The following is an 11,806-nucleotide window of genomic DNA, read 5'->3' on the forward strand; positions in this document are numbered from 1 at the left end:
TCCGTTTGACCACTAGGGGCTGTGTCAGGCAGCCTGATCGCGGTCGTAGTCCAGCAAGCGGTTTACATCCAGAACGACAAGAAGCTTGCCATCCAGGCGATAGATTCCGTCGGAATAGTCACGGAACTTCGGGTCCAGCGTGGGCGGGTTCCGCTCATAGTCGTCCGCCTTGAGCGCCAGAACTTCACCGACGGAGTCGACCATCAGGCTGTAGAGTTCGCCATCGTGCTCGGCGACAATGCTCATGGAGCCTTTCTCTTCCTTGGGCGGCAACCCAAGACGCAGACGGACATCCATTGCAGTCACGATCCGGCCGCGCAGGTTGAGCGATCCGGCGATCTCAGGCGGCGCCAGAGGAATCCGCGTGATGTTATAGGCGGCAAGTACGTCCTGCACCTTCAACACAGGTATCCCGAACAACTGGCCGGCGATGGTGAAGGTAACGAAATCCTCGGCATCGGAGAACGCATTCCCCGCCGTACTGGACTCAGCGCTGCTCTCGTTTTCGCTGCTCATGCCGCACCTCTCAGTTCGGAAAGCGTATCATGCAAGGTTGTCAGTAGGGCATCGCGGTCAGTCTTCGCGACGTAATCGGAGAAGCCCGCAGCGCGTCCGCGCTCAAGATCCGCCGGATTCGAGAAAGCGGAGAGCGCGACGATCGGCGTCTCGGACCAGCGCGAATCTGTCGTAACCTTCTTGGCAAACTCGAAGCCGTTCATGCCAGGCATCTCGATGTCGGAGATGATGACGTCAAACTCCTCGCCGGCATCGCAGAGCTCCATGGCGGCATCAGCCGACTCGGCGCAAACCACGTCATAGCCCGATGCCGACAGCAGCGGCTGCAACATGTTGCGGAAGAACGGGCTATCGTCCACCAGCAGCAGGCGTCTTGCGCCGCTTTCATCGGCTGTCGTTGCCCGGTCGGCCGCGAACCAATCGTGGAATGCCTGGGTCAGATAGTAGCTGGCGTCGATAATGTCCGTGGCCCGCTCGCCGATGACGGCGGTACCGATGTAGCCGGGGCGGTCCGTCGACAGCTCGACATTCATCTTGTCTTCTACGATGTCGACGATTTCCTTGACCACGAGACCCATGGTCCGATTGCGGTCGGAGAAAACGAGGACCGGCTGGCGGCCTTCCGTGGCAAGGTCTTGTCCATTGTCCATCAACACCAGCGGCATCAGTTGGCCACGGTACTGGACCACGTACTGGCCGTTGGAAGACTCGACCCGCGCGAGATCGATTTCCTCCAAGCGCGCCACCAGACCCAACGGCACCGATTTGGGCGTATCGTCAACGGCACGGAACACCAGCATGGCCACAGTATCGGAACTGCTGACGTGATGGCGGTCCTTAACGGCGTCCTCTCCACCTTCGGCAACGGAAATCTCGCCGGTCGTAGCGGCAATACCATTGGGATCGAGGATCATGACGACCGAGCCGTCACCCAGGATCGTGTTGCCCGAGAAGAGCTGAATATCGCGCAGGATCGGCGCCACGGGCTTGACCACGATTTCTTCGGTATCGAAAACCCGGTCGACGATGATACCCATGGAGTAGTTGCCGATCTGAGCAACGACGATGAAGACTTCCTCCTCATCCTTCGACTCGACCGCCGGCGGCTCCTCTTCATCGACGGCAGCGGGTTTCGCCTCGGCGGCTTCGGCAGCCGGAGCTTCCTCTTCGCTCGCAGCCGTCTCGTCGTGCTCGATGAGACCCTCGACGACCGCCTCTTCTTCACCGGTGCCAAGCTTCAGCAGATCGCGAAGATTGACCAGCGGCAACAGGCGGTTGCGCAGCCGCAGAACCGGCGTGTCGTTGATCCGCTCAATGGTGTGCTCGGTGTGGGCTGAAGCCCGAACAAGCTCGACGACAGAAAGCTGCGGAATGGCGAAGCGTTCGCTGGCACACTCGACGATAAGGGCCGAGACGATTGCCAGGGTCAGTGGGATCTTGATGACAAACTTCGTGCCGCGGCCTTCGACCGATGTCAGCTCGATGGTGCCGCCGATCTTTTCGATGTTGGTGCGCACCACGTCCATGCCGACGCCACGACCAGAAACCGAGGTCACAGCGGCAGCGGTCGAGAAGCCGGCCTTGAAGATGAACTGCTGGATCTGCTGCTCGGTCATCGTTTCAAGGTCGGCTTCGCTTGCCAGGCCGTTTTCTATGCACTTCTGCTTGAGTTTCTCGCAGGAAAGCCCCTTACCGTCATCGGAGATCTCGATGATGATATGTCCGCCTTCATGGAAGGCGTTGAGGATCACGCTACCAACCTCGGGCTTGCCGGCGGCAAGCCGGTCCGCAGGGGTCTCAAGTCCGTGGTCGGCCGAGTTGCGCACCATATGGGTGAGCGGGTCCTTGATCAGCTCCAGAACCTGCCGGTCGAGCTCGGTCTCGGCACCCTTCATCACCAGGTCGATTTTCTTGTCAAGCTCGTGCGCCAGGTCGCGGATAATACGCGGCAGCTTCGCCCAGGCGTTGCCGATCGGCTGCATCCGGGTCGCCATCACGCCTTCCTGCAGTTCCGAAACCACATGGTTCAGGCGCTGCAACGGTGCGGCGAACTCGCTTTCGCTTTGGCTTCTGAGAATCTGGAGCAACTGGTTGCGCGTCAGCACCAGTTCGGAAACCATTGTCATGAGGTTCTCAAGCACGTCAACATTGACGCGCAGAGACTGATTGGCGACAGAGCCTTCTTTCTTGGGTTCCGCGGCTTTCTTTTCCTGAGCGGCCTTCGGCTTCGCCGGAGCGGGCGCCGCGGCCTTCTCAGCTTTCGGCTCCGCCGGAGCCGGTTCGGCGTCAGGCTCAGCAGCAGCCTCGGCTTCCTCAGCGGGGGCAGCTTCCGCTGCGGCCTCTGTTTCTTCGGCCGCCGCTTCGGCCGCCAGCTCTTCGGGCCCCTTGGCGTTGGCGAAGGCCGCTTCGAGCTCGTCCAAGGAGACGTCGCCGCTCGCAGCTTCCGCAGGGGCTTCAGCCGGGGTTTCTGCAGGGGCCTCTGCTGCGGGTGCCGCTTCTTCAGCCGCGGCCGGAGCGCCGCCACCATCGGCAAAAGCGTTCAGCCGGGCAATCAGATCCGAGTCATCGCCCTCCGGCTCGGCCTCGGTCGCTTCAAGCTGTTCCAGCAGCGAGCGAATCTGGTCGATGGACTCCAGAATGACCGTGACGGTCTCCGGGGTTACCTCCATCTCGCCGTCACGGACCTTGCCGAGCACGTTTTCACCGGCGTGCGCGACGCTCTCAAGTCGCGGCAGACCAAGGAAGCCGCAAGTGCCCTTGATGGTGTGCATCAGCCGGAAGATGTTGCCCAGCAGTTCCTGGTCGTTGGGGTTCTGCTCAAGCTGCACCAGCTCGACGTCCAGCTCCGCCAGGCTCTCATTGGTCTCGGTCAGGAATTCACTAAGAAGATCGTCCATCGCCTCTGTCCTACACCTGCCCCGGTCAGGGGGCCCGAAAGGGGGCGATCTCGGCTATTAACCTTTGCCCCCAGAATGACGCCGAACAGTGGCAAACAGAAATTAATATCCTCTTACCTGAATGCAGCTCTAACCGGCAGGAACCGCAGGGAAATCCTCAGATAGCCAGCATTTGCGCCAAGAGCGAGCGATTATCCAAGTTGCGTTATCTGGACGTTTTGATGACTGGAAGCCCACCAAATTGCTCAAGAGTTATGATTATTCGTGAGACTGCTTCTCATTGGCAGCCTTGTCCGCTAATCTCCCGCTGCCCTGTTTCACTGCGGCGGATCCCCGGGCCAGACGACCGGGAGGCGCGCTGCGAAAGCTCACGCTAATTACCGGCTCGTTTGGCAGAGCCATCGGATCAAACCTGCTGGCACCGTGACCAAGACCTCCCCCTCATCCGCCCCAAGTGGCCTGCCCCAACCAGGCCTATCCCAACCCGGCTTACCTCAACTGGGCCGGGTCCAGGCCAGCCTGGCCCACGCCGGCCTGCCCGACCCCCGGGCAACCCGATCATGGCCTTCCTTGCGCCGCAGCTGGTCGGCCCGGGCCCTGCTGCGTGGCGGGCCCTTGAGCTGGCTTTCCGTCATCATCGCCGGACTGTTCCTGATCCCCATCCTGGGCGTCCTTCTCAGCCTCACCCAGCCGAGCAGCGAAACCTGGACCCACCTGGCCACGACGGTGATGCCGCGCTACCTGTTCAACACCGCGGTTCTGGTCGTCGGTGTCGGCCTGGCGGTCCCCATCATCGGTGCTGGAACAGCCTGGCTGGTAACAATGTGCCGCTTCCCCGGCCGGAGCGTTTTCGTTTGGGCGCTGATCCTGCCTCTGGCGATGCCGGCCTATGTGATTGCCTATGCCTATACGGACTTTCTGCAGCCGGCCGGGCCGGTTCAGACAATGCTGCGTGACATCACCGGCCTCTCCTTCCGGGAGTACTGGTTTCCCGAAGTGCGCTCCCTCGGTGGTGCGGTGGTCATGCTGGTCTTGGTGCTCTACCCCTACACCTACATGCTGTCGCGCACCGCTTTTCTCGATCAATCGGTCTGCGCGCTCGACGTCAGCCGCACTCTCGGCTGCGGTCCCTGGAAAAGCTTCTTCCGGGTGGCTCTGCCCCTCGCGCGGCCTGCGATCGTCGCGGGCACGGCCCTGGCCCTGATGGAGACCCTGGCGGACTTCGGCACGGTTTCCTTCTTCGGCGTTCCGAACTTCACCACCGGCATCGTCCGGGCCTGGATAGCCTTCGGCGACCGCACAACGGCCGGCCAGTTGGCCTCGGTCCTGCTGATTTTCGTCTTTCTCGTCCTCTTTCTGGAGGCTCAGAGCCGCGGCAAAGCCCGGTTCCATCAGGCGACCAACCGCTATCAATCGCTGCCGGGGCGCCCGCTGCGCGGCCTGGCGGCGGTGGCGGCTTTCACGGCTTGTTTCCTGCCCTTGTTCCTCGGCTTCCTGTTGCCGGCGGGGGTGCTCTTTTCGATGGCCCTCGAAGCCGGTGACCAGCAGTTCGGCCGCCGCTACTTCGAACTGGTCGGCAACAGCGTCACCCTGGCGCTGGTCTCCGCCATCTTTGCGGTCCTGCTGGCCACCCTTATGGCCTACGGCCTGCGGTTGCACGGCGGCTGGCTGGTGCGGATGTCGAACCGCCTCGCCTCCATGGGCTATGCGCTGCCCGGCACGATCATAGCGGTCGGCGTGCTGATTCCTTTCGCCGCGCTCGACAATGCCATCGACGCCTGGCTGCGCACCACCTGGGGTGTCTCCAGCGGCCTTCTGCTGACCGGCGGTCTCGCGGCACTGATTTTTGCCTATCTCGTGCGCTTTCTGGCGGTATCCCTCAACACGATCGAGAGCGGCCTCTCGAAAATACGCCCCTCAATGGACGATGCGGCCCGGTCGCTCGGCGCGCGGCCTTTGGCGGCCCTCCTGCGCGTTCACGCGCCGATCATGTGGCCGAGCCTGCTGACCGCCGGTTTGGTGGTTTTTGTCGATGTCATGAAAGAGCTTCCGGCGACCCTGGTCATGCGCCCCTTCAATTTCGATACCCTGGCCGTCCAGGCGCACAACTTCGCAGCCGATGAACGCCTGACGGAGGCGGCAACCCCGGCTCTGACGATCGTCGCCGTCGGCATCCCACCGGTCATCCTATTGAGCCGCGCCATTGCCCGCGGCCGGCCGGGACAGGCCGGCAACCGCTCCCGGGAAGCCCCTTAGACAAAGAATGCCCAGGCAAGGAAAACGCCAACCAAAAAGGGCCCCTTCAGCGAAGGGGCCCTTTGAGTCGGCCAGCCAGCTAGCCGCAGTTTTTAGAACTCAGGGCCAGCCGACCGTATCGAAGACTTTCTGCGCCTTGGGCTGGTTTTCGCCGTAGATGGCGACATTCAATTCATCGGCCTTGAAGTCACCAAGCGACTTCAGCGCCGGGTTTGGCTCGATACCCGTGATCACCGGATACTCGTTGTTACCGTCAGCGAAGTAGCGCTGCGCGGCGGGGCTTGCCAGATACTCCAGGAACTTGACCGCCGCTTCCTTGTGCGGGGCGTTCTTCAGGACCCCGGCGCCGGAGACGTTCACATGGGTGCCGCGGTCGCCCTGGTTCGGGAAAACCCAGCCGATTTTCTCGGCCAGTCCCTTATCCTTGTCACTGGGCTTCGTCATCAGGCGCACGAAGTAATAGGTGTTGCCGACAGCCACATCGCACTCGCCCGCGCCGATGGCGCGAATCTGGTCGGTGTCACCACCCACCGGGTTGCGCGCGAAATTCTCGACCATTGCTTTGCCCCACTCTTGGGCAGCGGCCTCGCCATGGGCAGCGATAATCGAGCTCATCAGCGACTGATTGTAGATGTTGGAACTGCTGCGGATGCAGATGCGGCCTTTCCACTTCGGGTCGGCCAGATCTTCGTATGAAGTGATCTCGCCTTCCTTCACCGTAGCCTTGTCGAAGTAGATCACCCGCGCCCGCGTGGAGAAGCCGAACCAGTGTCCATCCGGATGGCGCAGACTTTCCGGCACCGCGGCATCCAGGGCGGCACTCTCGACCGGCTGGAAAAGACCCGCTTGATCGGCCCGCCAGAGCCGGCCCGCATCAACCGTCAGAAAAACGTCGGCCGGGCTGTTGGCCCCTTCACTCTTTATCCGTTCGATCAGGGCATCGCCCTTGCCCTCAATCCGATTGATCTCGATACCGGTTTCCTTGGTGAAGTTCTCATAGAGCGCTTCATCGGTCTGATAGTGACGCGAGGAATAGAGGTTCAGGACATCCTGTGCCTGAACCGAAAGGCCGGTTCCCAAAACGGCAAAGCAGACTGCGGCCCCAAGGACCGTCCGCCGACGAGTGTTCATTGTAGTCCTCCGTTGCATCCGCCCCAGTATCCGACATGGCTGGGTGCGTGATGAAATTAATTCTCAATAGCGAAGTAAATGCAAATCACTCGCACCTGTCAAGCACCCTGCTTGCCGCGGAAATACGCGCTTTGCGGGATCTCTCGCCTGCTATTTATCGATAATAGTTATTATGATTATAATTATTTCATATAGTTATCCGATCACTTTAACTATAATGCGAGTGATACCGGCCGTGCTCCACGCTAACGCAAATTTAAGCCAATGCTTTTAAGGCTGACGACGGTTAAGGCGAAGCCGCGTGGAGCGGACGCCAGTTTTGGGGAATTCAATTGGAGCCATGATGATGTCTAAGACCAACCTTAAGGGTCTCGTTGGCGGCGTTGCTTTGTCGCTGTTTGCCACCGCCGCCCTGGCCAGCGACGCCCATGTCGCACCGATGACCGAGTATGCCAACAGCACGGTCAAACAGTGGATCAGCAACGATGTCGTGATCCAGGCCGTGAAGGCGCAGAACGCCAAGCATGCCGGCCTCAGCCAGGCCGATATCGACAAAATGGACCAGGACTGGCGCGCCCAGACCGATGCCGGCAGCAAGCCGATGATCGATGCCGTGCTGGGCAACGCCCTCTCCGCCTATCTGGTTGACCAGAAGAACAGCGCCCAGGGCCTGGTGACGGAGGTCTTCGTCATGGACAACCGCGGCCTGAACGTCGGGCAGAGCGACGTCACCTCCGACTACTGGCAGGGCGATGAAGCCAAGTGGCAGAAGACCTACTCCGCCGGCGCCGGCGCTGTGTTCATTGACGAGGTGGAGATGGACGAGTCGACCCAGACCTTCCAGTCGCAGCTCTCCATGTCGATTGTCGACCCGGCCAGCGGCGACGTGATCGGTGCCATCACCATCGGCATCAATGTCGACGCGCTGTAAGGCGAAAGAAAACCAGTATCAACCCCTACCCGGTCAAGCATCCGGTGCCGCAAAGGAACGGTTCCTATGAGCAAGAATGAAGCGCCCACTGCGACAACGCCCAAGAAGAAGATGGGCGGGATCAACTTGGCCGGGACTTCAAGGTTATCCGTGGTCCGTAAGGTTATCCTGACGGCCGCGGGGATGGCTTCGCTGATCCTGGTCACCCTTGTGGTGATCGGGATCAACGAGACCAAGCAGGTTCTTCTACAGACCGGTGAAACCGGGTTCAGCACCATGACCCGGCTGATCAGCAACAATGCCGCCGGCGGCATTCGCTGGAAAAAGCCGGAAGCGATCGAGGTCGCCTACATCGACTTCGCCAAGGCCGAAGACACCGCCATCGCCAATGTTATCGCGCTCGACAAAGACGGCAACGAGTTGATCCGCTTTGACTCGAAAACGCTGCCGCAAGCCGAACTGGGCAGCTTTGTTGAAAAGGCCAAGGGCGCCGAGACACGGATGATCGAGCGGTCCGACAGCCATATCCTGATCTCGGGTCCGGCACTCTCGCCCAAGGACGGCTCCTTCATCGGCTCGGTCATCATTGCCTGGTCGATCGAACAGTTGAACGCCGAGATTCGCGCAGCCATGCTGCAGCAGTCGGCGATTGCCCTGGTGGCCCTGGCGTTGCTGGTCGTGCTGCTTAGCTTTGTCACCTCGCGGCTGATCGGCAAGCCGTTGAAAATGATGACCGACACCATGGGCCGCCTGGCGGACGGCGACACCACCGTCGCGGTTCCGGCCATGGAGCGCAAAGACGACATCGGTGACATCGCGCGCATGGTTCAGACCTTCAAGACCAATGCCGTCGAGCTGGACCGCTCGACCGCTGCGCGGGAAGCCGAAAAGGCGAAGGCCGAAGAAGAAAAGCGTCAAGCCATGCATAAGCTGGCCGGCGATTTCGAATCCAGTGTGAAGGCCGTCGTGAACGGTGTGACTGCCGCCTCCGACGAAGTACAGAACACCGCACAGTCGATGTCCGAAACCGCGGAGCGGTCGAGCAGCCTGACGACGGCTGCAGCCGAAGCGACCGAACAGGCCGCCAGCAACGTGCGCACCGTCGCCTCGGCAGCGGAGGAACTGACCGCCTCGATCCAGGAGATCAGCCGGCAGGTCACCCAGTCCACCGATATTTCGAAGGCGGCTGCAGAGCAGGCCCGCAAGACCAATGGCGAGGTCGAAACCCTCGCCGAGGCCGCACAGAAGATCGGCGACGTTGTGACGATGATCCAGGACATTGCCGAGCAGACCAATCTGCTGGCCCTGAATGCCACGATCGAGGCCGCCCGTGCCGGCGAGGCCGGTAAGGGCTTTGCCGTGGTCGCCTCCGAAGTCAAGCAGTTGGCCACCCAGACGGCCAAGGCCACCGAGCAGATCCGTCAGCAGATCAACGACATCCAGGGTGCCACCGGTGGTGCGGTCGACTCGATTGCCCTGATCACCGAAACCATCGAACAGGTCAACGGCATCGCCTCCAGCATCGCCTCGGCGGTGGAAGAGCAGAGTGCGGCAACGGAGGAAATCTCCCGCAACGTGCAGCTTGCCTCGGCCAGCACCAACGAGGTCTCAAACAACATCGGCGAGGTCACGACGGCGGCGAAGGAGTCCGGGCAGTCGGCCTCCACCATGCTGGGCGCGGCAAACGATCTGGCCGGGCAGTCATCGAGCCTGAGCAATCAGGTCGACAGCTTCCTGGCCAGCATCCGCGCCGGCTAAAGCCCACTTGGCGCAACTGAAGATCTGCTGCCCCGGGCGAATGGTCCGGGGCGAACAGCCTCAGCCGTTCACGACCACCTTGAAGCGAATGCTGTCCTCGCCCGGGGTTTCGATATCAAGATCGCTGCCCAGGCGCTTGGCCACGATGCGGGTGAAGTAGCTGTGCACACCGCGTGGTGAGAGTTCGCCGATGTCCACTTCGTTGCTCAGGCCGGCCAGGCTTTCCGGACGCAGGTGGGCGTCCTGGCCAACGGCCGTCACCGTCAGCTCGCAGCGGCCTGCCTCACCGGAAATCTCGACGGCCAGCTTACCGCCGCGCGGCAGCGCCTCGTGGGCCAGGGCAACCATGTTCAGAACCACCTTGCCGGCGCCGTCGGGAAGGCCTTCCGGGGCCTGTACGGTCGGCCAGTCGAGTTCCGACTTGGAGGCCTCCAAAAGCGCCGCCGAGAGATCGCGAAGCGGGGTAAGGTCGGTTCCGACCCGCGCCCCGGCCATCCCATAGGCAAGGCGGAAGAACTGGAGAATTGCCGAGGCCTGACGCGCCGAATTACTGGTCAGCTGCATGGCATCGTCGGCCATGCCGAACTCGTCGTCCGCCAGCAGCTCCAATCCGTTGCCGACGGCCCCGATGGGGCCGACAAGGTCATGACAAAGGCGCGATGTAAGCAGCTCGGCAACGCGCAGATCGATCGATACGTCCATACTTATCCCACCCTCAACAGCTGGCCCCGGATTCCTCACCGTTATACACTATCGACGGAGGGAAAACAGAGAGGCTGATCATGACCTTACATCTTAGCCCCGGCATGCGGGTGCGCCATCCCGGTCAACCCGACTGGGGCGTCGGGCAGATCCAGTCCGTGGTGTCGGAGCGGGTAACCGTGAACTTTGAAAACGCCGGAAAACTGCTGATCATCGCGACAGAGGTTGACCTCGAGATTGTCGGCGAAGACCGTGGCTAGGATTTCAGCCGTGGCAAGGCCGCTTTGGCTGCTGCTGGCGGCCTGCCTGCTGCTGGCCGTTCTCCCCTCCGCGCTGGCGCAGACGGTCGCCGACCAGGCGCTTCACCAGGCGGCCCGTAACGACGACACGGAGCTGGCCGCCTTTGCCCTGGAGCGGGGCGCCGATCCGGAAGTCACCGATCAAGTGGGCAACACGCCCCTGCATGTGGCCGCCATCTATGCCAGCGCCCGGGTGGCCGCCCTGCTGCTTGAAGAGGGAGCCAACCCCGCCGGCGCGACGCCGGACGACGGCTGGACCGCCCTGCACTACGCCGCTTACGAAGGCCATGACCGGGTGGCAAAGGTGCTGATCGCAGCGGAGGCGCCGTTGGAGGCCCGCGAAGGCGACTACGGCAACACGCCGCTGCTGCTCGCCGCGAGACGCAACAAGCGCGCCGTTGTCGCCGCCTTGCTCTCCGCCGGGGCGGATCTCGGCGCGCGCGACCGACGCGACGGTAACACCGCCCTGATCAATGCCGCCTTCGATCCTCTGGCGACGGCGGTCGTCGCGGAACTGCTGGCGGCCGGCGCCCAACCGGATGCCGCCGCCGAAGACGGCACCACCGCCCTTATCGCAGCTGCCCGCGCCGGGGCAGCGGGCAGCCTGCAACTGCTGCTGTCCGAAAACGCCGATGTGGCCGCTGCAAGGCAGGACGGCTGGACGGCGCTGCATCTCGCCGCCGCCCATGGCCGGACCCCGCTGTTTGAGCCTTTGCTGGCCAGCGGCGCCATGGTCGATCAGGCGGCCGCAGAGGGCGAGACCGCATTGGGGCTGGCGATCGAGGCCGGCCAGGTCGACTCCGTGATCGCTCTCATGACAGCCGGCGCCGATTTGAATCGGCCGGGCCACAGGGGCCGCCCGCCCGTCGTCGTCGCTGCCATGAGCGGCCAGCCTGGTGCGCTCTATGTTCTCTTGAACGCCGGCGCCGATGCCGACGCCCGCGAAGCCGACAGCGGAAACACCGCCCTGATGTTGGCCGCCAATCGGGCCCGTCTGGAAGAAGTCCGCCTGCTGCTTCGCGCCGGCGCCAAGGTCGACCTCAAGGCCAAGGACGGCTGGACCGCCCTGCAGGCGGCCAGCATGATCGGCGATGACGAAATAGCCGCCTTGCTGCGCGCGGCCGGGGCAAAGGAATGAATGGGCCGCGAGACTGTTAGAGCCGCACGTTGGGCCCGGAGAACACCGCCGCTGAATCCAGGCCCGTCATGCTGAAGATGACGGCGCTCAAAACGGCGATCAGCACGGCGGCAACACCACCAATGACAACGGATCTCATGGCTTCACTGTCCTCTCCAAAAGCGACCGGAACATGCCT

The 11,806-nt window shown here is 62.4% G+C and carries 10 protein-coding genes; 5 read left to right on the forward strand and 5 right to left on the reverse strand.

Annotation, left to right across the window (positions count from 1 at the left end; genetic code table 11):
- Nucleotides 1-24 precede the first annotated feature (24 nt).
- Both ACP146_RS15400 and ACP146_RS15405 read right to left on the reverse strand, forming a co-directional pair.
- Nucleotides 25-516: a chemotaxis protein CheW gene (locus ACP146_RS15400; protein WP_422367636.1), complete on the reverse strand. Its 492-nt coding sequence runs from the start codon at nucleotides 514-516 to the stop codon at nucleotides 25-27.
- Nucleotides 513-3,413: a hybrid sensor histidine kinase/response regulator gene (locus tag ACP146_RS15405; RefSeq protein ID WP_422367637.1), complete on the reverse strand. Its 2,901-nt coding sequence runs from the start codon at nucleotides 3,411-3,413 to the stop codon at nucleotides 513-515. Before ACP146_RS15405 ends, ACP146_RS15400 begins: the two co-directional genes overlap by 4 nt.
- A 570-nt stretch (nucleotides 3,414-3,983) precedes the next feature.
- Between ACP146_RS15405 and ACP146_RS15410 the strand changes: the two genes are divergently transcribed.
- The gene (locus ACP146_RS15410) at nucleotides 3,984-5,669 is read left to right on the forward strand and encodes an ABC transporter permease (protein ID WP_422367638.1); all 1,686 of its coding nucleotides are present in this window, start codon (nucleotides 3,984-3,986) and stop codon (nucleotides 5,667-5,669) included.
- Between the two features lie 99 nt (nucleotides 5,670-5,768).
- Here ACP146_RS15410 and ACP146_RS15415 read toward each other — a convergent pair whose 3' ends face one another.
- Nucleotides 5,769-6,800 carry a Fe(3+) ABC transporter substrate-binding protein gene (locus tag ACP146_RS15415; protein WP_422367639.1) on the reverse strand — a complete coding sequence of 344 codons (1,032 nt, stop codon included), beginning with the start codon at nucleotides 6,798-6,800 and terminating at the stop codon, nucleotides 5,769-5,771.
- Between the two features lie 346 nt (nucleotides 6,801-7,146).
- On the opposite strand from ACP146_RS15415, the gene ACP146_RS15420 reads away from it, so the two are divergent.
- Both ACP146_RS15420 and ACP146_RS15425 read left to right on the forward strand, forming a co-directional pair.
- Nucleotides 7,147-7,731, forward strand: a complete 585-nt coding sequence (locus tag ACP146_RS15420; protein ID WP_422367640.1) for a hypothetical protein — start codon at nucleotides 7,147-7,149, stop codon at nucleotides 7,729-7,731.
- Nucleotides 7,732-7,797: 66 nt separating this feature from the next.
- Nucleotides 7,798-9,489 carry a methyl-accepting chemotaxis protein gene (locus ACP146_RS15425; RefSeq protein ID WP_422367641.1) on the forward strand — a complete coding sequence of 564 codons (1,692 nt, stop codon included), beginning with the start codon at nucleotides 7,798-7,800 and terminating at the stop codon, nucleotides 9,487-9,489.
- A gap of 60 nt (nucleotides 9,490-9,549) precedes the next feature.
- Here the strand turns inward: ACP146_RS15425 and ACP146_RS15430 are convergent, their stop codons facing one another.
- Nucleotides 9,550-10,191: a histidine phosphotransferase family protein gene (locus ACP146_RS15430; protein ID WP_422367642.1), complete on the reverse strand. Its 642-nt coding sequence runs from the start codon at nucleotides 10,189-10,191 to the stop codon at nucleotides 9,550-9,552.
- Between the two features lie 80 nt (nucleotides 10,192-10,271).
- Here ACP146_RS15430 and ACP146_RS15435 point away from each other — a divergent pair, with 80 nt between their 5' ends.
- Together ACP146_RS15435 and ACP146_RS15440 are read left to right on the forward strand one after the other, a co-directional pair.
- The gene (locus ACP146_RS15435; RefSeq protein ID WP_422367643.1) at nucleotides 10,272-10,451 is read left to right on the forward strand and encodes a DUF3553 domain-containing protein; all 180 of its coding nucleotides are present in this window, start codon (nucleotides 10,272-10,274) and stop codon (nucleotides 10,449-10,451) included.
- A 10-nt stretch (nucleotides 10,452-10,461) separates the two neighbouring features.
- The gene (locus ACP146_RS15440; RefSeq protein ID WP_422367644.1) at nucleotides 10,462-11,628 is read left to right on the forward strand and encodes an ankyrin repeat domain-containing protein; all 1,167 of its coding nucleotides are present in this window, start codon (nucleotides 10,462-10,464) and stop codon (nucleotides 11,626-11,628) included.
- A gap of 16 nt (nucleotides 11,629-11,644) precedes the next feature.
- Here ACP146_RS15440 and ACP146_RS15445 read toward each other — a convergent pair whose 3' ends face one another.
- Nucleotides 11,645-11,767, reverse strand: coding sequence for a hypothetical protein (locus ACP146_RS15445; RefSeq protein ID WP_422367645.1), 123 nt, complete (start codon nucleotides 11,765-11,767; stop codon nucleotides 11,645-11,647).
- Between the last annotated feature and the right edge of the window lie 39 nt (nucleotides 11,768-11,806).

Origin of the sequence: Pelagibius sp. (assembly GCF_965249265.1) — a bacterium.
In the GTDB taxonomy this organism is placed as follows: domain Bacteria; phylum Pseudomonadota; class Alphaproteobacteria; order Kiloniellales; family Kiloniellaceae; genus Pelagibius.

Excerpts from the sequence above, each read along its gene's own strand:
- ACP146_RS15445 (WP_422367645.1), bottom strand. The coding sequence starts at position 11,767 with ATGAGATCCGTTGTCATTGGTGGTGTTGCCGCCGTGCTGATCGCCGTT.
- ACP146_RS15435 (WP_422367643.1), top strand. The coding sequence starts at position 10,272 with ATGACCTTACATCTTAGCCCCGGCATGCGGGTGCGCCATCCCGGTCAA.
- ACP146_RS15420 (WP_422367640.1), top strand. The coding sequence starts at position 7,147 with ATGTCTAAGACCAACCTTAAGGGTCTCGTTGGCGGCGTTGCTTTGTCG.
- ACP146_RS15405 (WP_422367637.1), bottom strand. The coding sequence starts at position 3,413 with ATGGACGATCTTCTTAGTGAATTCCTGACCGAGACCAATGAGAGCCTG.
- ACP146_RS15430 (WP_422367642.1), bottom strand. The coding sequence starts at position 10,191 with ATGGACGTATCGATCGATCTGCGCGTTGCCGAGCTGCTTACATCGCGC.
- ACP146_RS15425 (WP_422367641.1), top strand. The coding sequence starts at position 7,798 with ATGAGCAAGAATGAAGCGCCCACTGCGACAACGCCCAAGAAGAAGATG.
- ACP146_RS15415 (WP_422367639.1), bottom strand. The coding sequence starts at position 6,800 with ATGAACACTCGTCGGCGGACGGTCCTTGGGGCCGCAGTCTGCTTTGCC.
- ACP146_RS15400 (WP_422367636.1), bottom strand. The coding sequence starts at position 516 with ATGAGCAGCGAAAACGAGAGCAGCGCTGAGTCCAGTACGGCGGGGAAT.